Below are 22,437 nucleotides of genomic sequence, written 5' to 3' on the forward strand. Positions count from 1 at the left end.
AGTACCTGAAACCGAACGCCTACAATCAGTTGGAGGGCCCTTGAGGCCTGACAGCGTACCTTTTGTATAATGGGTCATCGACTTAGTGTATCTAGCAAGCTTAAGCCGTTAGGTGTAGGCGCAGCGAAAGCGAGTCTTAATAGGGCGACTGAGTTAGATGCATTAGACCCGAAACCGAGTGATCTAGGCATGTCCAGGATGAAGGTAAGGTAACACTTACTGGAGGTCCGAACCCACACCTGTTGAAAAAGGTCGGGATGAGGTGTGCCTAGGGGTGAAAGGCCAATCAAACTCGGAGATAGCTGGTTCTCTGCGAAATCTATTTAGGTAGAGCGTCGGACGAATACCCTCGGGGGTAGAGCACTGAATGGGTAATGGGGGCCCACAGCCTTACTGATCCTAATCAAACTCCGAATACCGAGGAGTAATATCCGGCAGACACACAGCGGGTGCTAACGTCCGTTGTGGAGAGGGAAACAACCCTGACCTACGACTAAGGCCCCTAATTCATGGCTAAGTGGGAAAGCAGGTGGGACGACCAAAACAACCAGGAGGTTGGCTTAGAAGCAGCCATCCTTTAAAGATAGCGTAACAGCTCACTGGTCTAAATAAGTTGTCCTGCGGCGAAGATGTAACGGGGCTCAAGCCATGAGCCGAAGTCTAGGATGCACATAGTGCATGGTAGCAGAGCGTAGTGTGACATAATTCCATGCGTCCTTAACTCCTTCGGGAGTATTGGACGCAAGGAATTTTCTGTGAAGCCGGCCTGTGAGGGATCCGGTGGAGAGATCACTAGTGAGAATGATGACATGAGTAGCGACAAAGGGAGTGAGAGACTCCCTCGCCGAAAGTCCAAGGGTTCCTGCTTAAAGCTAATCTGAGCAGGGTAAGCCGACCCCTAAGGCGAGGCCGAAAGGCGTAGTCGATGGGAACCAGGTTAATATTCCTGGGCCAGGAGGATGTGACGGATCTCGAAGGTTGTTTTCCCTTATCGGATTGGGAAGGCCGCTTAGAGGTTCCTGGAAATAGCCCTCCGCTAGATCGTACCCTAAACCGACACAGGTGGACTGGTAGAGAATACCAAGGCGCTTGAGAGAACCACATTTAAGGAACTCGGCAAAATACCTCCGTAAGTTCGCGAGAAGGAGGCCCGGTTTTTACGCAAGTAGAGGCCGGGGGCACAAACCAGGGGGTGGCGACTGTTTACTAAAAACACAGGGCTCTGCGAAGTCGCAAGACGACGTATAGGGTCTGACGCCTGCCCGGTGCCTGAAGGTTAAAAGGAGGAGTGCAAGCTCCGAATTGAAGCCCAGGTAAACGGCGGCCGTAACTATAACGGTCCTAAGGTAGCGAAATTCCTTGTCGGGTAAGTTCCGACCTGCACGAATGGCGTAACGACTTCCCCGCTGTCTCAAATGTGGACTCAGCGAAATTGAATTTCCTGTCAAGATGCAGGATACCCGCGGTTAGACGGAAAGACCCCATGCACCTTTACTATAGCTTCGCATTGGCATCAGGCACAGTATGTGCAGGATAGGTGGTGGGCTTTGAAGCCGGGACGCTAGTCTCGGTGGAGCCTCCCTTGAGATACCACCCTTATTCTGCTTGATGTCTAACCGCGGCCCGTTATCCGGGTCCGGGACCCTGCGTGGTGGGTAGTTTGACTGGGGCGGTCGCCTCCCAAATTGTAACGGAGGCGCGCGAAGGTTGGCTCAGAGCGGTCGGAAATCGCTCGTTGAGTGCAATGGCAGAAGCCAGCCTGACTGCGAGACTGACAAGTCGAGCAGAGTCGAAAGACGGCCATAGTGATCCGGTGGTCCCGAGTGGAAGGGCCATCGCTCAACGGATAAAAGGTACGCTGGGGATAACAGGCTGATGGTGCCCAAGAGTCCATATCGACGGCACCGTTTGGCACCTCGATGTCGGCTCATCTCATCCTGGGGCTGGAGCAGGTCCCAAGGGTACGGCTGTTCGCCGTTTAAAGAGGTACGTGAGCTGGGTTTAGAACGTCGTGAGACAGTTCGGTCCCTATCTTCCGTGGGTGTAGGATATTTGAGAAGAGTTGCCCCTAGTACGAGAGGACCGGGGTGAACGATCCACTGGTGGATCTGTTGTCGTGCCAACGGCAGTGCAGAGTAGCTATGATCGGACAGGATAACCGCTGAAGGCATCTAAGCGGGAAGCCCCCTTCAAAACAAGATATCCCTGAGAGCCGAGGTAGACCACCTCGTCGATAGGCCAGAGATGTAAGCGCTGTAAGGCGTTCAGTTGACTGGTACTAATTGCTCGATAGGCTTGATTTGATCCAGTAATAGTAAGACTGGCAAATCAAAGTTCATACACACACAATCATCAGTATACGATGATCAAGGAACAACGCGTCATGTGCATACATGGCAAGCTGATGTTTTGTACTTCTTTTTTGGTTTGGTGATCATAGCGCGAGCAAAACACCCGATCCCATCCCGAACTCGGCAGTTAAGTGCCGCAGCGCTGATGGTACTGCGTCTTAAGGCGTGGGAGAGTAAGTCATTGCCAAACCTAATAAGAAGTACAAGTTATCTCTCTATCGATGACAAACATAAAATCACCTTAATTGATTGCACATCTGGCACTTGCCAGTAACAAGTTCGTGAGTTCTATAGGCTACAACTTTAAGTAGCTGACATGGAACCAAAAATGACCAAACTTACCTTCGTATTTGCAGCAGCGTTGTTGACTGCTGGTTGCGCCACGAACCTGACACCGACAGAAGGTCCGGTTTCGGCTTCTGTGACGAGTGCGGCCGTTTCAGAACGGCTTGCAAATGGCCGCAATGAAACCATGGTGCGCGCCTACCTGCCCGCCGATACTGGCGAGACCGGCCTTGGGGCCGAAGTTGCAGGCGCTGAATGTAGCCTTACATCAGATGAACTGACCGCCAACGTCACAACGCCGCAAGCCGTCATTCTCCCATCATTCAAACAACGCGGCGCTCTTGAAAACAGAGGAGTTCCTGGCGCGATCCTCGTTGATTGTGAATATCAGGGTCAGGCCGGTCGCGTCCTGTTGACGGCCCAAGAAAAAGACCTCGCTGTTGTCTCTGGTGCTGGTGTCGGGGGGCTGTTGATCGGCTTGGCCGTGTCTGGCGTTGCCGCGAATACAACACCCTGGAGCTATGGACCTGTGGCCAATGTCGCCTTGGCGAACTGATCGTCATGAAGCGCACGTCTTTCTGCGGGTTGGCACTGGTCGCTTTTGCGGCCTGTGCTGACACATCACTTCCTGTTTCTGGTCCGACGGTGGCCATGACTCAATCACGCGCGATCAACGCTGACCAGACCATTGGCACTTCAACGACGCTGGTCCGTACGTTTATAAAAGACGCGGAGGGTAACCGAACAGAGATATCCGGCGTGACCTGTCGATTACGGTCGGACCAGCTATCCGCGCAGGTCATCACACCGCAGAACGTAGCCTACCCCACGTTCCTGCAAGCGGCGCGGTTCGAAAAGCGTGGTCTACCCGATGCTCTGGTTGTGACCTGCTCCAACGGAGATCGGAGCGGCACGCAAGTTATGCCCCCCGTCACGCAAGGCAGCGCGCGCCCGCAACCCGGGACAACGACAACGACTTCGGGGAGCACCACAGTATCGACGTCTTTGGTACCGTTGACGGGGAATATTTCATCAAGTTACCCATGGACGTTCCCGGCGCGGCTGGATGTAGAGATCGAATAGAGGTTCAGAAAATTCTGTCGCAATTTGGCCGAAGACCTCTTGTGCTTCATATATCAGTGCAGTAGTACCAGCAAACACAAGGTAAATACCTTGCAAATTTGGCGCGGGATGGAGCAGCCCGGTAGCTCGTCAGGCTCATAACCTGAAGGTCGTAGGTTCAAATCCTACTCCCGCAACCAACACTAATTCGCCAATGTTATCAAAGGCCTGACCCTCACCGGTCAGGCCTTTGGCGTTCTTAGACCCCACCGCAAGCGTCAGAAGTCCTGAGAGCGCACCCTCCAACATGATATCCAAGTTGCCCGACTCAGTTGAGGGATGAAGTACAATCCGCTCTACAAGGCCGCGGAGGGCCTCCTGCGCCGTCTGAAGTTCGTGCGACTTCCCCAAGCCTGTAATCAAAGCCTGCACCCGTTCCCGATATGTATCCGCCATCCGTGGATGAAATCGAAGCGGGTCAACGTCAGCTGCGCGCGACAGGTCAGCCTCAAGCGCTTTGCGCCGATCCGAAAGCTGTTGCATTTTGTCCTTAACCTGATCGACAGGAATGCCGGCAACGATGGCATCCACCAGCTTGGCGTGATCACGAGTCACGGTTGTAAGCTCTTTCTCAAGGCTCTCCCGACCTTGATCTGCCTCGGCCGCCAAACGATTACGCTCATTTGTATATTCTTTACAAAAATCCTCCAGCAGGTCCTGATCCATAAGGTTGTTCTGCAGCGCGCCAAGCACCAGCTCTTCAAGATATGCTTGAGAAATCGTGCGCATGTTGCTGCACAGCGCCTTCCCCTTGTTACGGGCGGTGGAACAGCCAAACTGCGTCTGTGACACCTTTGAAAACCCACCGCCACAGCAGCCGCACTTCAAAAGACCAGAAAACAAAGTTCGCGGACGCCGTCTGTCCCATACATTTGCACCGGTCCCCTTGACTTTTAGAGCGCCCTGTCGCGCTTTCGCAGCATCCCAGAGGGCCTGATCAATAATGCGCAGCTCTGGCACGTCTGTGATCACCCATTCCTCTTGCGGATTGAGGCGCGACACACGTCTGCCCGTGTCAGGATCCTTCGCATAGTTCAATCGGTTCCAGATTTGGCGCGCGATATAGAGTTCATTGTTAAGGATGCCAGTTCCGCGCTCTCGATTCCCATGCAAAGTAGATGCTCCCCAGCCTCTGCCGGAAGGGCCAGGGATACCCTCATCATTCAACGTCTCCGCGATCTTCTTCGGCGACATCCCATTCGAGTATTCGGTAAAGATGCGCTTGATCGTGGCTGCTTCGGTTGGAATGATAACACGATCTCCTTTGATTGGGTCACCTGCTTCGGTGAACCTTACGAGGTTTTTATACCCATAGGCTTTGCCGCCTGCGCATTTGCCAGCTAGGGCACGACCCATCAGACCGCGGCGGGTCTTATGGCCAAGGTCTTTGATGAAGGTGGCATTCATCGTACCCTTCATCCCAATCTGAAGTTCGGTCAACAAACCCTCAGACAACGTTTCAATTGTCACTCGTTGAAACTGGCACCGCTCATAGATTGACGCAATATCAGCTTGGCTGCGTGACAATCGATCCATGGCTTCCGAAATGACCATATCAAAGTGCCCTGCCTGCGAGTCTCGCAACATCTTTTGAATGCCGCTCCGCATCAGACTGACGCCCGAGATCGCACGGTCAGAATATTCTTCTACCACTTCGATGCCCTGCTTCGCGGCGAAGGCGCGACATGAGCGCAGCTGATCTTCAATTGAGGCATCACGTTGCAGATCGGTTGAGAAGCGGGCGTAGAGGGCGGCGCGAAGTGGTTTATTCACTACTTATGATCCTTCTGTGTGCTGTGATCGATACGTGCAGCCTCGCGGGCCAGAGCTTTGATGGCATTCCGCAGGCCATGAAAGTTGGCTGACTCTGACGGGCGTTTAGCCAGTGTAATGCCGTTGTGGCCGACAATCAGACGCATGGCCGGGGCCAATGATGGTTTGTCATTTGTATCGAGGCTGTGCGGGTGGGTGGTCGTTCTCAAAAGATTTCTCCTACTGGTGTGGATGCGATCAAAGCGACCGCGTTCACAGACGACGTAGGAGTAATATTTATGCAATTCTGCAGGGCGGGCAGCTGAAGTGAATAGGTTTATGTGGATAAACTCACCTGTAATCAGAAATGCTGGGTCTAGTGCGATATCATTCACAAGCATGCATCAACTTATGTCGAGCTCGGAGCTCAGCGCCCCCAAAACCAGTTCGAGATATCGATTTGCGACGCATGGCGCGATGTAGTGTCCCTCGGGGCCGATTGCTTCAATCTCGATGTCCGCCGGCACGTCTTCATGATAACCGCGTTCAAGTTTGATCCACCTCTTGGTCGTGCGCATCAGCCGCTTTGGCATATTGAGTTGCCACATCGGACCCGTGACGATCGTGTCGCGTTTGCGCTTGGGGTATCCGGACACAACACCTTGCATCCGCAGTGTGCCATCATCGTGGGTAACGATGCCCCAGTGTCTGATTGAAGCGGCGGGTGTCCGGGCCGGACTCGGTTCGATCATCAAGATGTGTAAGCGGCGCATATCATCGGGATCAGTGAAGAATTTTGGATCAAGCATCGTCGTTGCCCAACGTCGTAGCGGAGAGCGCTGTCGGGCCATCATCAGCCGGACCCAGGAGCGCTGTGATGTCGTTCTGTCCGAGTTCGCGGTGCGTGATGAGGGCTTTTGCCACCCGCTCTAACGCGACGCGGCTGTTCTCAATGATCTGAGCCACGCGATCGTGCTGCTTCTTTAGGACGGCTTCGATGTGAGTATCGTAATGGTCACCTGGCCTGTACTGCATACCGGTGCCACATTGGATGTGGCTGAGCCTGTCGCCGAGGCCCCATTCGAAGGCTAAATTTGCTGCTAGTTCAGTGGCGCGGGACAAGTCAGAGTTCATACCCAGTCCCGCCCCATTGGATGGGCCATCGAGAAATGTGCGTTCTGCGGCATGGCCTGCTAGCAGGACTGCAATTTGATCGAGAGCGGTGTCGAGAGTGTGCAGCGGAACGTCATGGGCGCTGACGAACCCGCCGAAGCCGGTGATCGCGGCCTTGCGTGGCGCAGGAATGCCAAGACGATGACCGACAACAATATGCCCTGCTTCATGCACTGCGACGCGCCAGAGCAGATCGGTCTCCAGAGCCGGACAAATGCGCGCTGCAGCGGCCGCGAGATGACTCTGTTGTAGTGGAATGCGCGCGGCACGTGCCAGACCTCGCGCTTCCCGGACAAAGGCAGTCACTTGCGCGCCAGATGCGCCGAGTAATTGGCCTGTGATCGGGTGCAGCGTCAGGGTCTCGGCATCCTCGCCAAGAGCGCGTTTGAGAATGCGTAGGACGGCAGTTCTGTCCGGGTTTGAAAGTTCGATTTTGAGGTCAAACCTGCCAGGGCGCGCGACCGCTGGATCAATCATGTCCGGAAAATTTGTCGCGCCCAGCAAAATAACACCGGGGGTATCGTTTAGATGAGACAGGTGTTCCAACAGCCCGTTCACGACACCGACGATATAGTCAGAACGGCGGTTTGGCCGGTTGCGGTGTGTGAATGAGTCTAACTCATCAAGGAAAAATACGCTGGGGGCTGCGCGGACAGCTTCGCCGACTTTCCCGGACAAAGCATTGAGCATGTCGCCTTGATGTCCGTGCTTCTGACAGTCGGCATAGCTAGTGGCGATGAGTGGAATGTTCAAAGATCCGGCGAGTGCCGACGCAAGCAGCGTTTTACCATTCCCAGGCGGGCCATAAAAGAGGACTGACGACGAGACCTCGCGCCAGTCTAGTTGTCCGGTTTTCCAACTCTCAATATCAGCGACCAGTCGGCTCACAGATGCGCGTACATCTTCACACAAAACGATATCGTCCAGGGTCGTTTCTGCGGGTGGCAAAGTCCGGGAACGTGCCGAGGCTGTGGCAATGGCTTTAGCGACCTTGATCGTTGTAGCCTCAAGAAATGCGCCTTCGATGACAGACAGCGGAAGCGATGCGATGTCATTGTCAGACGGTAGAATGTCCCTGAGCGCATTTTCGGACAAAGCGCCCGTGGCCGTATGTGTCGCGCGCAGAATCTCAACGATCATTTCTGCGGACAGTGGAGGCCAGTCCAGCACGGAGGAACACACAGCGCGAAGCGTGGGCGACATGGATTTTGCATCCGATGGCAAGGCTAGGATCTTGTAACCGCTTGAGATGGCCTCAGTGATAGATGTCTCGTAGTCATCTTTCGGAGCAAAATTTCGGCTTGCGCTAGCGTGAGAGTCCTTTGTGGAAACAGGTGTTTTGAAGCCACGCCAAGTGTCGTCGTCGAGGTCGGAGAGATCGGCAAGGCGTTGCAACACATGATCAATGTTCTTCCACGCTGCTTTGCGCTCCGTTCTGTCTGGAATTGCGAGCAGGCTGACAGCGCGTGGCGCAGTAATCTGTGATACAATTTCTGCATCCGAAAGGGCTACGGCGAAACGAGCTGCGACGATCAGCATTGCTGCCGGCGGTTGATGAAGAAAAGGACTGCCGTTGATGGCTGCGGCCCAGGGATCGATGCCCGCTTTGATAGCACCCGCGATCTCGTTTCGCGTCATGGCTGAGGCAGCCGGCTCTGCTGCATATGGCCCGTTGAGGGCATGGTCGAGGTCATCGCGTGTTGGCGGCTTAGGCTCTGAGGCGTCTTCGACGTTGATGTCATCGAACTCGATGTCCGGATCGATCGGGACAAGACGGGTTCGTTCGCGGTGCCACACAGCAATAGCGCGCAAAAGCGGGCGCATGATAGCGAGCGAATGCGCTGATGGCGCATGGTTAAGGGGCGCGCTTACGCGCGGGTTCATTGATGAATTGAGCATTGAACATATCCAAAGCAAAGGGAGTGGGTGGGAGGGCCACATGCGCGTGGCCCTCTGGCTAAGGCTTAGGCGGCTCTATCAGGATGGGTCGTAAACGACTTCCAATCGGTTGAAAGGTTCGGGTCCCAGCCAGCCTCGACTGCGTCCAACAGTGACGAAATATGGCCCCGCCCACGCTCATGATAGATTTCGCTGGTTGTCCGGAGATGAGCGCTGAAATGATCTCGAGAAACGATCAGTTCGGGGCGCTCAGATTCGATATGAGAATGCAGGGCTTTCTCCACACAAATCGCAGCGTGTCCGGTTTCCAATTCGATCTCACGGTCCAGTGTTCCGCGCGTCTCCGCTGGATCAAATTGCACTTGTTTCACGCGATAAATAGGGTTGTTGCTAAAGCCCAGTTTGATCACAGGAATGGTAGGTAACATGAAGCTGAGCAGATAGATTTTGCTCGGTTTTGAGGCCCAACTTTCTTCACATCCAGCGCAGTTGACATCAAGGTTGCGCATATTTGCGACGCCTACATCTTGGTGATGTCCGCACTCATGTCGATAGTGCCGATAACTTGGATTATTCCGGAGTGCCGGGCCCACAAGTTGCCAGCCCGCAAATTTCGCTTCCGCTTCGTGAAGGGCATACGTACAGTCCCGGCAGCTCAGTTTAAAACCGCCAGCTGCAGCGGCTTCAACGCGCAGGTGTTGACGCCGATCAATGTGGCCACACTCGAATTGGTACTCACCATAGTGCCGGTCTTTCTCAGGGTCGGGCCCGAGAAGGACTGCGCCAACACTTTCTGCCGCAGCTTTACGACGTTGCTCAATGCAGTGACCGCACTCAGGGTTATGTCCGAGAACGACGCTAATGCGTTTGCGTGTCGCGTTGCCGCAGTGATTGCATTCGAGCACAACATGAAGGCGATCAAGGGTGCGGCCAATAAGGTCAAACCCCTTATTTTTGGCCGCGTTGCGCCAGTGCTTTGGCTTATCGCCGGCGAAGACTGGAAGAAATTCATGATCAATAGGAAATGCATAAAATGTGTCGGTTAAAGGCATAGATGTACTCCATAGCTGTATCAGCCACTGCGGCTCTGCAGAGGTGATCAAAATGAGAAAGATTGGGGAGGTGGGTCGCTCGTCCTATTCACAGGGCAAACGAAAACCCTAGATAGCTGAGGGGTGCTGCAGGATTGCGCGGAATGACATGAGAGCAGTGTTTCCAGCGAATGCGCCCGTAAGTGCCTCGGCCTCCCTCAGCATTTCACGAATATCAGTGGGCAGATCTTTGTGGCCCGTTTTGATGGCGCGAATTGCGAGGCCACTCGTCGTCAATGATGAGACGTCGGGATCAAACGCGGGGTTCGTCTCGAAAAGCTCAAGTGCAGCCTCACGAAGAGCAAAATGAGCGGTCTCGGTGTCTCGCACCATGCGCAATGCTTCAATGCAAAGCGACCAGGCTAGCCGTGCATTTTTCTTTCTGGCGCGGCCTTCAGGCGTTTCCAAGTTATGACGCTTTTCAAAAACAAGCCAATCGGCGCGTTGAGCATCGAAATACAAGTCTAGCGCTTTGCGGAAAGCAAGTTTGTCGTCCGCCAGAATAGAGTTCAGTGATGCAGCCGTGTGCGGCGGCGTGGTAGGGGTAGTGTCAGCCATATCGATCTCCTTGGGTTGGTATGGTCAGCGTAGGCGACAGAGTTGCACCTCTGTTGCTTACGTGCTTTATATAATATCAAGAAATCAAACGTCAATAGATGATATCATGAAATCTCGTGGAAGACCTAAAGTAGATACCCAGCCAGTGATGGTACGCATGCCAACCGAGCTGGTGGAGCAGCTTGATCAGGTGCGTCGTGAGGAGCCTGATTTACCCAGCAGGCCCGAATTGATACGCAGGATTGTCGAAGAATGGATGGCACAAAGATCATCTTGAATAAGGGGTGACGGTGCTTAGGATTCTGCGTTGGAGGCAACCTGGCTCGCTATGGACTAATTTAGCTCAAATACGTTGTGGTGTTAACGACTGGCAGAAATCAGACTTCCGCTGAGGTACCGCCCGAGGACCCCTTTTAGTTTTGATTCACCTTGGGCTCAGCTAAGCAGACGTACGAAAAGCCTCCTATACGTAGCCGTTACAAACCAAGTTCACCTTTCCGAAGTGGCTTCAGAGATATCACTGAGGCCAGGAGCGTGAGAATGCGCGGTGAACAGTAGCCTGCCCCCCGACATTGAGTACATAATCATTTGCCAGGCCGGACTGGGTGTAAAGTCCAAACTCGTCCGGCGACCGCGCAAGCTCGTAACCAGATGCGTCGAGCCAGATAACTTCGTCTGCAATCGCCATCGGCAGGACGTTGTAGTGGTTCATAGCTCCGGTAGCCCCGGTCAGCTCAGCTTCCTCCGGCGCAACCTCGGCGGGTTCCCGTTCACGAGCAGGCAGGCTCCGTTCCCAGTCCAGAAATTGCTGGGGGTCGATCAAGTCTTCGGAGGTCGGCATGTCAATCTGCTCGTCGAGCCATTCCTCGAATGCAGGCCTGAGTGCTTCCGCTTCCTCGCGTGTTTTCGCACGTCCCTGCGCCAACGCGAAGGCAACAAAGGGATCGAGCGTTCCCCAGCGCAGCAGCTCGCGTGCCCAAAAGCCGAACCAAGGGAGCCCCGTGGTGGCTTTCCATTCTGCAAGTGAGGGCACGGCGAGCGGATCACCAGCACCAGCAGTCCATTTCTGCGCCACGACCGCGCCGATCGCGACCCCCAAGCGAAACTCCAGATTGTCGGCGACAAAACGCTGGCGGGCGCGAAGACTTCCGGCCTCGGGTACCTCGCCGCCCGGCGCACGCATCCACCATTTCAGCACGTCGGTCCAGGCATTGAGGATCTCTCGGTCGCCGACCGTATCTCGGACGCGGAAGCCAAACCCGCGATCCCCTTTCAAGAGTTCGCCAAGGGCCTCGAACCTTGCTGAACGCTGCGCCGGGGTTTCAATGCCATAATCAACGGCAGCCGCCAGTAGGTCGGCGATTGTTGGCGCGATTTCTTCGAACCGCCTTCCGACGTAGGGCGAGAAGCCATACTGGTAGAGCCGCCGCCGTTCGTCGGCGTCAGGGTAGATCTCTTCGACGATCGCCCGCCCGCGGCGCACAATCGCGTCCTCGAGCCACGCTTCTTGCGCGGCTGCGGCCACCGTGAATGTTTTCTGCCAAAGAGCGGCAAGCTTTGCTTCGGCCTGCGGCCCATCAAGTTCGGCATCAAACAGGCTGAGTTCTTCAATCGCGGTCATGGCGAAGGCATCCAGCTCATCAACCGTGTCCGCTAGCCGGGCGTAATCGTCGGTGATGCCGGTGCCCGCATCATCGCTGAGCTCTTCGGGTCTGATCTGTTCAAGCCAAGTTAGAAAAGCATCATCGGTTACATGCCCGAAATAGAGCCGCGCTTTTTCGCGTATTTCGCTTAGCAGCATCCCAAGCGGACTGAGTGTCGCGTCGTCCGCCATCTCATCGTCCCGGAGCTTCTCAACCAAGTTGTTATAGTCAGCGCGTAGTACATCTATTTGGTTGCGCTGGGCTTGCATTTGCCCTGGAGCGGTGGTGGCAATTGTGGTTGGTAAGGCGATTAACGTTAGGCCTTCCATTCCACGCGTCGAGCCGGGCCTGCCAGCACGACCGGAAAGATTGCGGAATTCGGCCGGGGTATAAGGCGTGATAACCGGTTGCTGCTTCGCGTTGTCGTAGGCGCTGCGCTTGAGCGAGGTTACAAAGATGATATCGAACGGTAGGTTTACTCCTTCGGTGAGCGTCGCAGTCGCAACGGTGATTGGACAGATCTTTCCGTCAATGAGTGCCACCATTAGCCGTCGTAGCCGCTGCGGCATCTGGCCATGACTGGTTGCTATACCGCGATCAAGCAGCCTCACTTCATAGGAATCTGACCCGCAATAGTCAACGCAGGCCGCCCGGGCTTCGGCGAACAACTCACCATTCCTTCCCTCGGGTGGCACGAAAGCCGGCAGCTCCTGCCAAGCTGGCAGATCGAAGGATTCCGCATACCACCCCATTGTCTGTTCAGGCTGCTGGGCCAGTGAAATCAGGATCCGGCGATCAGTTGCTGCAAGGTGCAGCGCCGTCCACAGCACGGTCACCTGGTTGAAGCGATAGAGACTGGACCGCATCTGCGGGGGCAGCTGCGCCATCGGCGGGATGTTGAGGTTGAGGTAGACCGGATCATCACGGCCCTGCACGTAGAGCGGCCGCCCATTCATAAGCTCGAGCAGCATCGTACTGCGCCGCTCAGACGCGGTCTCGAGCACACCGATCACTTGCCGGGTACTGCGATAGCGCGTACCGATCGCTATTGCGTCGGCGGTACCCTCCATCCAGCGCGCTACAGGTCCGGCGGCCCCGCCGGCGACCGCAGTCAGCGCGATACGAACGATATCGGGCGCCTGGGTAAGCACGCGAGCGACGAAGCTTTCAAGCCTAAGCGAGCGACTGCTATGATCGGCGAAGTCACTACGGCCGCTTTCTGTATCCTCTGGCAAAACCTGATGAGCCTCGTCGACGATTAGAAGCTTGAGGCGGCTGAGAAGCAGTGGAGCGAGATAGCGCATGAGCGCATCGGCCTTTTCAACTGTGGCGATCAGCACGGTCGGGCGGTCGGCATTCAGCCAATAATCGGTGATGCCCCAGTCGGCGCCGCCATAAAGGCCGGTGATGATGAGGTCGTGGCCGAGCTCGGAAGTTAGTTTAGCCTCGACCTCACCGGCGAGCGCACGGGAAGGCACGAGATACAGAGCCAGTGGCACGACCCCACCATGATCGCGCAGCAGTAGTTCCTTCACGAGGCCGAGATTGGCGACGAGCGTTTTGCCCGAACCTGTCGGTGTGCAGAGCGCAAAGGAGGAGTTTTCGACAAGGCGGGTGAGACCAGCGCGCTGCGATGACCACAAGATACCGCGGCCGCGCGAGAACTGATCACGCGCGAAGGCCAGCAGGCGAGGCGTGCGCTCGGAGTTGAGTTCGCCAAGGGTACGGACCGACCGATAGATACTGGCGTCGGAAAACCGTTCGGCGACTTGTCGCAATAGGCTGATGAGCAGCGAAACATCGTCGCTGAAAGTGCGCACGGCCATGGAGTCGAGGGCCTTGAGCTTCGCAGCGGCCTTGGCGAGACGATCATTGGCACCGCGTCGAATCGAATCTGCGAATAAGCCGAGGGCTCGGACGAGTTCGACAGTGAAATACCAACTAATCCGGTCATCCCTGTCCTCCTCGAGGATCCGGTGGGAAGAGCCAGTGTCCCGCAGGTCGCCATTTTGCTGCCAGAAGGCCATTGCATGGATGAGCACTCCATCGAAATCGGCTTGGAAAAATGCGGCGAATAGCTTCGGGCCGTCTTCCTCCAGGTCCAACTGGCCGAGAAGGCCAGATGCCATCGCGGGCAAACCTCCTAGCTGGAACGCGGCGCCGGCTAGTAGTTCGACCGGTGCGATCGTTCGAACATCGTCTGCCGAGCGTGCTAGCCATTCGAGGAGCTCACCAGCTCGCCGGAAGCATTCAATGGCGCGAGGTGATTGATGACCTTCGATCTCCGCAAATATCTCGGCTGCCTGCAACAGGCTGCGCGCATCCGCCAGTTGACCCTCAGAATCGCTTCGGTTCCAACGGATCGTGTCGACCTGCCAACCGATTTGTAGACAACGGACATAAGATCGCGCTTGATTAGCTGTTATTTCGTTCTCCAGCGCGAGCCTGGTGCGGGCACCATTGGCGATCTCTAGTCTCTTCGGATCATTTTCCGGCATCAGGTGGCCCAGAGTGCGTCATAGACGCTATCGATCAGCATTTCACCGTCATTCAGAATGAGTTCGACCACCTGAAGATCGTGAGGCGCAGTATATTCTTCGGGCACCACCTTCCAAGGAATGAGTGAATGCTTGGACTTCCGACTCGGCACATCACCACCTGAAATCATGATAAGGTCGGTCCGCGGTAACGGCTCGGCATTCCTTACCACCAACACACGATCGAGTCTCGCAATTGCGGCGGAATAGCCGTCGGGATCGATTTCCCGCAATAGGCGCTGCAACTGTCGAAGCCCGTGTGGGGCTGGAATGTCGCGATTGATCTGGAACCAGATACCCTTTCCGTCATGTTCGAGTTCCCCTGTATCAGGGTTTCTATTCTTCTTGCCGTACATAAGCTCGGCAACGACCGCCGGTTGAAGCTTCTTCCTCCATTTTGCCTCACCAGCAATGAAGCGCTCTATGTCACCATCTTGATCGAGTGCGAGGGCAATGAAATCAGAACCACGCCTTCCATACACCTCTCGCTTCCGCTCCTCATCCCGGGCAAGCGCGAACAGGTAGGCCTCTGCGTCCTCGTGATAACGGAAAAGGAAGACAGGGATCGCCCACTCATGCTCGCCGATATATTCGTAGCCTTCGGTAAGCATACCAGCCATCACTTCTCCAAACAGTCCACGTCGGGTGATCGACGGCAAGCAGGTCGGATAAGTGACATGCGGCCCGGGTGCGCCTGCATCGGGGTGAAGCTCGATACCAATCTGTTCATGGAAAAAGGCGCGGGCGTCAGCATGAGCGGATTCGAAATAGGCGACAAAATCAGAGACCAGATCATCGTCGCAGTCGCAATGTTGCTCGAGCAACAAGTGCCCGTAGTTACCGTCTTCGCTTGGATACGCCGTAAGCCATCGTGTCAGCGCGGCTTTTGGTGGTGGGCAATCGTGTAGGGTCAAAATGGAACCTCCAAAACACCTAATACGCAAGTAGTGAGGCTTGTTTAATCCTTAAGGCTGTAAATATTCATCGAAGCTACCAATATTTGACCGTGAAGCCGACATTTGATTGGAAATAGCCGAAAGGAAGCTCCGGGCCGGTTGGTATCCTTTCCTAAGAACGCTCTTCAGTACGCCTCGATTTTGTGAAAACAGCGCACATTTAATTTGATTGTAACATGCTTTTGGCACTTTCGGTCCACGCTGCCTTAAATGATGGGTCAGAAGCGAACAATTTATAGAGCTCCAATTCGTCCTTCCGGCGTTTGAGCATTACTTCTTGTAAGATTTTCTCAAAAGCGATTTCCTTTGTATGGGGGTCTGAGTTCTCCTTATATTTTGTGCCAAAATCAGGGTGCGTCTTGATGCTTTCGACAATGTTCACGAACTTGACCCGTTGCTCTTCCGGAGTAGCGCTCCAACCTTGGAACCAACGCTCATTAAAGTTGCGAATGATTTCCTCCAGCGGGTCTTCTTGAACTTCCCCTTCACGGAAACCGCGTGGATTGGGGTTTTGTGGATCAAGCTCGGTTAAGGAGTCATCCAGTCCGATTTCTTGGTTCAACTTAGTTCGCTCCAGGCCATACGACGAAAGATCAACTGCATCCAATAATGCGTCAAGTGCGTCTGCACTCGGGTCTTTTACCTTCAGTTTTGGAACAAGGAACTTGAGGAACCAAAACAGTTTTTCCCAAGCCAAAACCTCGAAAGGCATAATTGATGCCATCTGACCGTATATCTTCACAAATTGTCTGGCTTTGATTTTGAAGTCGATCTTATCCTCGTCCGTGAGGTCCAGGTCGGTGTTGAAACGATCTGCGGCGACGTCAATCAGATGGCTCAGCGCCTGTGCATCGTCGCCCGCGAAGTATCTAACGATGAACGCTTCTACCTCAGCCGCTTCGTACACGCCGACGCTGTCGAGATGCGCCAATAAGTCGTGAAGCATGTTTACGTCGGTCGCCTCTGAAAGGGTAGTAACCGTGTAGAATGGATCGAACGCGGCCTTGATATCTTCTGCCGAATTGAAAAAATCGAGTACGAACAAGTCTTCCGTGCGTTTGTTCAGCTTTGAAGATGACCTGTTGAGCCGCGACAACGCTTGCACCGCCAAAACATGCTGTAGTTTCTTATCAACATACATCGCGCAAAGCTTTGGTTGGTCAAAGCCGGTCAGATATTTATTTGCGACGATGAGCAGGCGATATTCATCTTCATCGAATTTTTCGCGGGTCTTGTCTTCGCCAAAGCCGTTCATTTCGGTCTCAGTGTAAAGATTTCCATCAATCTTTTTCTCGCCGGAGAACGCAATCGCTACCTTGAATGGATTTCCACGCTTCTCAAGTAGGGTCGCCACCGCCTTATAATACCGGATCGCCGTTTCGATATCCTGCGTGACAATCATACCTTTGCCTCTGCCGCGCAGTTTCTTAGCGGTCACGACCTGCGGAATGAAATGGTCCAGCATGATCTCAGCTTTGGTGTTAATCGTCTGTTGGCTCCGCTCAACATAGGCCCGCAGCTTTTTCTGCGCCTTGGCAGTGTCAAACAGCGGATTGTCCTCGATGGATTTCTGGATTTCGTAATAGCTTTTGTAGGTTGTGTAGTTCGCCAATACGTTGAGGATAAAGCCTTCTTCGATAGCTTGCTTCATGCTGTAAAGGTGAAAGGGGCGGAAACTGCCGTCCGGCTGCTTTGTGCCAAACTTTTCCAACGTGGTGTTCTTCGGTGTGGCGGTAAATGCGAAGTAGGAGGCGTTACCGCGCATCTTGCGGGACTGCATCGCCGCAACGATTGCATCCTGTGCATCCTCCGTCTCGGCATCAGCGTTACCACCCATGGCACGGTTCATCGTGTCGCTGGCCTGTCCGCTTTGACCGCTGTGCGCCTCATCAATGATCACGGCGAAACGATTGTCGCTCAGATCGGCAATGCCTTCGATGATGAACGGGAATTTCTGGATCGTGGTGATGATGATCTTCTTGCCGTTCTCTAATGCCGCCTTGAGATCGGAAGAGCGCAAAGCAGGCGCAACGATATTCTTCACCTCGGAAAAGTCACGGATGTTGTCGCGCAGCTGCTTGTCCAGCAGGCGGCGATCCGTCACCACGATCACACTGTCGAACAGGGGTGCGTCCAGCGCTTTGGCACCGGGAATGTCGAGCTTTTCTGGATAGGTCTCGATCAGCTGATAGGCGGCCCATGTGATGGAGTTGGACTTCCCCGAACCAGCGGAATGTTGGATCAGATAGCTGTGGCCGACGCCGTTCTCACTGGTGTGGGCCAGAACCTTGCGGACCACGTCGAGCTGTTGATAGCGCGGGAAGATCATCGACTTTTTCACCAGCGGATCGTTCTTTTTCCCTTCCAGAAGGACGAAATGCTGGATGATGCCAGACAGGCTGGCGGGGGCGAAAATCTCTTCCCATAGATAGGCGGTCTTGTGGCCGTTTGGATTGGGCGGATTGCCTTGGCCCTCGTTGTGACCTTTGTTGAAGGGCAGGAACCATGTGCCGGCACCTGCCAGCTTGGTCGCCATGAACACCTCGTCGGTGTCCACCGCCATATGCACCAGCGCGCGGCCGAACTGCATCAGGGGTTGGGTGGCGTCGCGGTCGCGGTATTGCTTTTGTCCGTGAAAGCGGGCGGTCTGGCCGGTCCATGCGTTCTTCAGCTCAATCGTGACCAACGGCAGACCGTTGAGGAACAGCACCATGTCCACCTCTTCCAACGGATTGGCGAGGCTATAGCGGACCTGCCGTGTCACGCTCCAGATATTGGCAGCAAAGTTGTCGTGAACCGTTTGCGCCGAGCTGGCGAGCGGGGCGGGATACATGCAGGTCAAGACCGCGTCATCCACCGCGATGCCCTTTTTCAGAATGTGGAGGATGCCGTGGCGGTTCACCAGCTTGTCGAACTGACCGAGGATTTTGGCCTGCCAGTCAGACGGATTGCGGGTTTTCAGTTTTTCGATCTGTTTGCCTTGGGTCGTCTCAAGGAATTCCCAGAACATCGCGGTGTCGAGTGCGTGGATGGCGTCAAAGTCGGACGGGTTGCCGATGCGGTAAGGGCCTGTCGGGGTGGCGCCTGCGTTGCGCTCTTCGGTGCTGGCACCCGCCAGATGGCGTTCAATGGCCTGCTCAAGCGCGATCTCTTTTGTGTTGCTGACCATGACGGACCCCTTAAATGACTTTGATTTTTCCAGTGACGGCCGCGTTGATCAGACTTGTTTTGTATTCTTTGAGCGCGGTGATCTGGTTTTGTTTCAGGATAATGGCATCTTCAATTTTCTTACTTTGCGTATCAATGTGCTCAACGATCCGTTGCTGTTCGGCAATTGGTGGCATCGGTGTCTTAAAAGTTGCAAAGGCATCTTTCGGAATTGTATTGCGCAACCCTTTGTACAAACCGCGCATTTTTTTCCCTGTGTCCGCAAAGATATAAAAATGTAGAAGAAAACGTCGGTTAAAAGCCTCTGTGACACTATAGACAGTGTATGCGCCCGTGATCATGCCAAAGAAGTCTGATAAACCCACCGTCCTTGGCGTTTCCTCAACATCAAAATGGCAGAATACAAAGTCGCCTTCGCAGACTTCCTGATATGTGTCGAAATCTGCGGGAAACTTGCCTTCGGGGTTTTCCATGTCGCGTTTGATAATGCCACGGAGGGTAAGCGAAAGGAGGTCATAATCGCCGGACCGTTTGCCAACGGTGTCTTTTTTCAAAGTAAAAATGCGCTTGTTGTGAACTTGGTCCCAATGCGCGGGGATTTGGCCGATCCAGTCGATGCCACTGTCTTTCATCGGGGCGTCGGGGTTAAGGCCGCGGGTGACGGCCTCTTGGATCAGGATCTGCCGCCGTTCGCGCAAACGCGCGATCTGCGCCTCCTTGATCCGCACCGCCTCATCAATCTTTTCGCATTTTTCATCGAGAAACGATGCAATGGCGCGTTGTTCGGCGAGAGGGGGCAAAGGCGTTTTAAAACTCGCAAACGCATCCTTCGGTATGGTGTTGCGTAAACCTTTATAAAGGCCTCGCATTTTCTTGTCGGTGTCGGCATTCAGATAGAAGTAATACAGAAACTTGGGGTCTGAACCGACAAGTGGCCGATACACTGTGTAAGCACCGGTGATCATTCCAGAAAAAGACGATAGCCCGACAGTTCTCGGTGTCTCTTCTACATCGAAGAGGCAAAATACAAAGTCGCCCGGTAAAACCTCTTGATAGGTGTCAAATTCAGCAGGGAATTTCCCTTCAGGGTTTTCCATGTCTCGTTTGATCAATCCGCGAAGCGTTAGTGACAACAGGTCAAATTCAGATGAACGCTTCCCAACTGTGCGCTTTTCCAGTTGGAAGAGGTGTTTGTTGGCTCGCAATTCCCAGTGCTGCGGAACTTCACCAATCCATCCGACGCCACTGTCCTTATAGCTGTCGTGCTTTTCGAAGGACGTCAAACTCATTCTGCGGGTTCCAGCTTGGTCGCAATCTTCACCCCCAGAATATCCGCCATCAACCCGTCGGCCTTTTCCTCCAACTTCAAAATATCCTCTGTCACCTCATCCAACCCACGTAGCGGTTTGTGACGGTAGAAGTATTTGTTAAAGCTGATCTCATACCCGATCTTGACGCTCTCAAGGTTGATCCAAGCTTCCTTCACATGCGGTTGCACCTCGGCGCGGAAATAGCGGTGAATGCTGTCTTTGAGCGGTACAGATTCACTGTCGCGCAGTTCTGAATTGCTCTCATACGTCAGATAGCTGCCATCGCTTTGCAGGTAATACCCGAAATCCGCCAGATCGCCCGCGTCACATCCCAAACGGGTGGTCAGATCGTCCAGTGCGTCGGGCTTGAATTTGTGCAGCTTGCTTTTAACCTTTTCGGCCTTCGCGTCATACCAGCTGACCGCGTTCAGGATCGCGTTCTTCTCGGTCGCCGATAACTTGATCTTGCGCGCCTTGATCGCGGCTGTCACCGCATCGCGGAAGATGTTGAAGTCTGCCGTCTCTTCCGTCCCGACATCATCCATCAAGTTCAGGCCTGTGTTCATCAGGTCGCGCAGGGCCGTCCACATTTTGGTATCGGTCAGCTTGGTTCGCTGTTTGGCGTTCAGGGTGATGTCCTGTTCCTCGCACCACGCAAGGATCGCCTTTGTTTCAGATTTCAGGAACCCGTTCTCGTAAACACGGTCGCCATATTCACCCCAGATATACTCCATCGGCTCACGCAGGCCTTTGTCAAAGCGCAAAGGCGCAAGGCGGTCCGCGCTGAACTGCGCACACCGGCGGTCAGGCCGTTCGATCGTGACCTTGTGGTAGCCGAAATCCGCATTGTCGAAAATCTGTGCGGCGATGCCGATGGGGTCGTTGTTTTCGTCAATCTCGCGCTCGATGGGGGCGAAGTTCAGGTAGGCCTGTGTAATCGCCTCGATATGCTCGGGCGCGAATTCGCAGTTCTTGTCACCAAGATTCTTGCGCAGCTTGCGGAACAGAAGGTTCCCGTCGATGAGTTGCACACGGCCACGACGCGCCTCGGGCTTCGCGTTGCTTAGCATCCATATGTAGGTGGTGATACCCGTGTTGTAGAAGAGGTTGTTCGGGAGCTGGATGATTGTGTCGAGCATATCATTTTCGATCACATAGCGGCGGATGTTGCTTTCCCCGCTGCCCGCGTCGCCGGTGAACAAGCTGGAGCCGTTATGAACCGATGCAATGCGCGAGCCGATCGGGCTGGCTGTGGTCGATTTCATCTTGCCGACCATTTCCATGAGGAACAGGAGTTGTCCGTCGGAAGAGCGTGGCGTGGCATCGACAGTTTCGGTTTTGCCCCAGTAATCGCTCAGCTCCACCTGAAAGCGGCTGTCGATCACGTCTTTGCCGTCTTTGATATACTTCAGCTCTGACGACCAGCTTTTGCCGTAGGGCGGGTTGGATAGCATGAAGTCGAAGCGTTGGCCTGCAAATTCATCCGTGGAAAGCGTAGAACCCGGTTTGATATTCTCGGGATCGTTGTCCTTGATCATCATGTCGGATTTGCAGATCGCATAGGTCTCGTCGTTTATCTCTTTTCCGTAGAGATAAACATCACCAGAGGCTGCGATCTGCCCGTCTGGGTCTTTGATGAAGTTCTGCGCTTCGGTGAGCATGCCGCCAGAACCACAGGCGGGGTCATAGATGGTCATGATCGGGGGCAGGCTGTCTCTGATAGGATCGAATATTAGATGCGTCATGAGGTGGATCACCTCGCGCGGGGTGAAGTGTTCACCGGCTTCTTCGTTATTCTCTTCGTTGAACTTGCGGATCAGTTCTTCAAAAACATATCCCATGCCAAGATTGGACAAGGCTGGCAGTTTGTTGCCATCGGGGTCTTCAATCTCATTCGGTGTAAGGTTGATGTAGGGCGAGACAAATTTCTCGATCACGTTAAGCAGCACGTCTTTATTTGCCATGTGCTGCATCTGTTCAAACAGCTTGAACCGGCCGACGATCTCTTTCACGTTCTCCGAGAAACCATTGAGGTAGTCCTCAATATTGGCGAGCATGATTTGCTGGTTATTTGTCGCGGTGGACTGAAGTTTTTTCAGGGTCCATTTGCTTGTGTTGTAGAACACGTATCCTGATGCATCGATCAGCGGCGCATCATCCAGCTCAGTGGATTTCATGTCTTCTCGTTGGAAACGAACCTCAGCCAGTACCGCGTCTTTTGTTGGCTCGAGCAGCGTATCCAGGCGGCGCAAAACCACCATGGGCAAGATCACGTCACGGTATTTCCCGCGCACATAAACGTCACGCAGGCAGTCATCCGCGATCGACCAGATGAATGAGACAAGGCGGTTGTGAGAAGTCTGGTTCACGGCTCTTATGTTCCTCGGGGGTATGTTGTTATTTTTGAATATTTATTTAGTTTTACTGAACACTAGAGGAGCGTTCCCAATTGCTCAAGAAGCGCTTCGGTCGCGGTGGTTGTCGTGAAACGGATGTCATTTAAATTGCGATAAACCGTCGGATAAATTCTGAAACGTATGGATTGGCGTTTTGGGCCGTGCCGTAAAAGCCCCTTGTTTCTCGCCCTTATGT

General features: G+C 54.2%; 15 protein-coding genes, 1 tRNA gene and 2 rRNA genes (1 of these 18 only partly in view). 7 read left to right on the top strand and 11 right to left on the bottom strand.

What is annotated here, in order from left to right; all coding sequences use genetic code 11:
- From BC777_RS12540 to BC777_RS12560, 5 genes are all read left to right on the top strand, one after another.
- A 23S ribosomal RNA gene (locus BC777_RS12540) occupies nucleotides 1-2,303 on the top strand; it begins 528 nt to the left of the window's first position.
- A gap of 123 nt (nucleotides 2,304-2,426) precedes the next feature.
- Nucleotides 2,427-2,541, top strand: a 5S ribosomal RNA gene (gene rrf, locus BC777_RS12545).
- A 138-nt stretch (nucleotides 2,542-2,679) separates the two neighbouring features.
- Entirely contained in the window at nucleotides 2,680-3,192 is a 513-nt protein-coding gene (locus BC777_RS12550) for a hypothetical protein (RefSeq protein WP_133122554.1), read from the top strand.
- Nucleotides 3,193-3,197: 5 nt separating this feature from the next.
- Nucleotides 3,198-3,719: a hypothetical protein gene (locus BC777_RS12555; RefSeq protein ID WP_100368510.1), complete on the top strand. Its 522-nt coding sequence runs from the start codon at nucleotides 3,198-3,200 to the stop codon at nucleotides 3,717-3,719.
- Nucleotides 3,720-3,821: 102 nt separating this feature from the next.
- Nucleotides 3,822-3,898: transfer RNA gene (locus BC777_RS12560), tRNA-Met, on the top strand.
- Here the strand turns inward: BC777_RS12560 and BC777_RS12565 are convergent.
- The 6 genes from BC777_RS12565 to BC777_RS12585 form a co-directional block, all read right to left on the bottom strand.
- Complete coding sequence (locus tag BC777_RS12565; RefSeq protein WP_100368848.1) at nucleotides 3,855-5,531, bottom strand: recombinase family protein; 1,677 nt, start codon at nucleotides 5,529-5,531, stop codon at nucleotides 3,855-3,857. The genes BC777_RS12560 and BC777_RS12565 overlap by 44 nt on opposite strands.
- Nucleotides 5,531-5,911 (bottom strand): hypothetical protein, encoded by a 381-nt coding sequence (locus BC777_RS19235; RefSeq protein WP_168769156.1) that lies wholly within the window; start codon nucleotides 5,909-5,911, stop codon nucleotides 5,531-5,533. Before BC777_RS19235 ends, BC777_RS12565 begins: the two co-directional genes overlap by 1 nt.
- Before the next feature lie 3 nt (nucleotides 5,912-5,914).
- The gene (locus BC777_RS12570; RefSeq protein WP_100368511.1) at nucleotides 5,915-6,319 is read right to left on the bottom strand and encodes a DEAD/DEAH box helicase family protein; all 405 of its coding nucleotides are present in this window, start codon (nucleotides 6,317-6,319) and stop codon (nucleotides 5,915-5,917) included.
- Complete coding sequence (locus tag BC777_RS12575; RefSeq protein ID WP_168769157.1) at nucleotides 6,312-8,480, bottom strand: AAA family ATPase; 2,169 nt, start codon at nucleotides 8,478-8,480, stop codon at nucleotides 6,312-6,314. The genes BC777_RS12570 and BC777_RS12575 overlap by 8 nt, the downstream gene beginning before the upstream one ends.
- Nucleotides 8,481-8,647: 167 nt before the next feature.
- Entirely contained in the window at nucleotides 8,648-9,634 is a 987-nt protein-coding gene (locus BC777_RS12580; protein WP_100368513.1) for a hypothetical protein, read from the bottom strand.
- A gap of 108 nt (nucleotides 9,635-9,742) precedes the next feature.
- Nucleotides 9,743-10,231, bottom strand: coding sequence for a hypothetical protein (locus tag BC777_RS12585; protein WP_100368514.1), 489 nt, complete (start codon nucleotides 10,229-10,231; stop codon nucleotides 9,743-9,745).
- Nucleotides 10,232-10,337: 106 nt separating this feature from the next.
- Here BC777_RS12585 and BC777_RS19465 point away from each other — a divergent pair, with 106 nt between their 5' ends.
- Nucleotides 10,338-10,508 (top strand): ribbon-helix-helix protein, CopG family, encoded by a 171-nt coding sequence (locus BC777_RS19465; protein ID WP_245834343.1) that lies wholly within the window; start codon nucleotides 10,338-10,340, stop codon nucleotides 10,506-10,508.
- A gap of 240 nt (nucleotides 10,509-10,748) precedes the next feature.
- Here BC777_RS19465 and BC777_RS12590 read toward each other — a convergent pair whose 3' ends face one another.
- From BC777_RS12590 to BC777_RS12600, 3 genes are all read right to left on the bottom strand, one after another.
- Complete coding sequence (locus BC777_RS12590; protein WP_100368515.1) at nucleotides 10,749-14,372, bottom strand: DEAD/DEAH box helicase; 3,624 nt, start codon at nucleotides 14,370-14,372, stop codon at nucleotides 10,749-10,751.
- Nucleotides 14,372-15,235 carry a hypothetical protein gene (locus BC777_RS12595; RefSeq protein WP_211095375.1) on the bottom strand — a complete coding sequence of 288 codons (864 nt, stop codon included), beginning with the start codon at nucleotides 15,233-15,235 and terminating at the stop codon, nucleotides 14,372-14,374. The genes BC777_RS12590 and BC777_RS12595 overlap by 1 nt, the downstream gene beginning before the upstream one ends.
- Nucleotides 15,236-15,527: 292 nt before the next feature.
- A complete protein-coding gene (locus tag BC777_RS12600; protein ID WP_245834345.1) occupies nucleotides 15,528-18,269 on the bottom strand; it encodes a type I restriction endonuclease subunit R in 2,742 nt (913 codons plus the stop codon).
- Between BC777_RS12600 and BC777_RS19555 the strand changes: the two genes are divergently transcribed.
- Nucleotides 18,258-18,554, top strand: a complete 297-nt coding sequence (locus tag BC777_RS19555) for a hypothetical protein (RefSeq protein ID WP_245834347.1) — start codon at nucleotides 18,258-18,260, stop codon at nucleotides 18,552-18,554. The genes BC777_RS12600 and BC777_RS19555 overlap by 12 nt on opposite strands.
- Here the strand turns inward: BC777_RS19555 and BC777_RS12605 are convergent.
- On the bottom strand, nucleotides 18,547-19,824 hold the full coding sequence (locus BC777_RS12605) for a restriction endonuclease subunit S (RefSeq protein WP_100368517.1): 1,278 nt from the start codon (nucleotides 19,822-19,824) through the stop codon (nucleotides 18,547-18,549). The genes BC777_RS19555 and BC777_RS12605 overlap by 8 nt on opposite strands.
- Entirely contained in the window at nucleotides 19,821-22,214 is a 2,394-nt protein-coding gene (locus BC777_RS12610; RefSeq protein ID WP_100368518.1) for a type I restriction-modification system subunit M, read from the bottom strand. Before BC777_RS12610 ends, BC777_RS12605 begins: the two co-directional genes overlap by 4 nt.
- Nucleotides 22,215-22,437: the final 223 nt, after the last annotated feature.

Source organism: Yoonia maricola (assembly GCF_002797915.1).
Taxonomy (GTDB): domain Bacteria; phylum Pseudomonadota; class Alphaproteobacteria; order Rhodobacterales; family Rhodobacteraceae; genus Yoonia; species Yoonia maricola.

Coding starts and splice junctions, on each gene's coding strand:
- BC777_RS12555 (WP_100368510.1), top strand. CDS start 3,198: ATGAAGCGCACGTCTTTCTGCGGGTTGGCACTGGTCGCTTTTGCGGCC.
- BC777_RS12585 (WP_100368514.1), bottom strand. CDS start 10,231: ATGGCTGACACTACCCCTACCACGCCGCCGCACACGGCTGCATCACTG.
- BC777_RS12590 (WP_100368515.1), bottom strand. CDS start 14,372: ATGCCGGAAAATGATCCGAAGAGACTAGAGATCGCCAATGGTGCCCGC.
- BC777_RS19235 (WP_168769156.1), bottom strand. CDS start 5,911: ATGCTTGTGAATGATATCGCACTAGACCCAGCATTTCTGATTACAGGT.
- BC777_RS12605 (WP_100368517.1), bottom strand. CDS start 19,824: ATGAGTTTGACGTCCTTCGAAAAGCACGACAGCTATAAGGACAGTGGC.
- BC777_RS12580 (WP_100368513.1), bottom strand. CDS start 9,634: ATGCCTTTAACCGACACATTTTATGCATTTCCTATTGATCATGAATTT.
- BC777_RS12570 (WP_100368511.1), bottom strand. CDS start 6,319: ATGCTTGATCCAAAATTCTTCACTGATCCCGATGATATGCGCCGCTTA.
- BC777_RS12550 (WP_133122554.1), top strand. CDS start 2,680: ATGACCAAACTTACCTTCGTATTTGCAGCAGCGTTGTTGACTGCTGGT.
- BC777_RS19465 (WP_245834343.1), top strand. CDS start 10,338: ATGAAATCTCGTGGAAGACCTAAAGTAGATACCCAGCCAGTGATGGTA.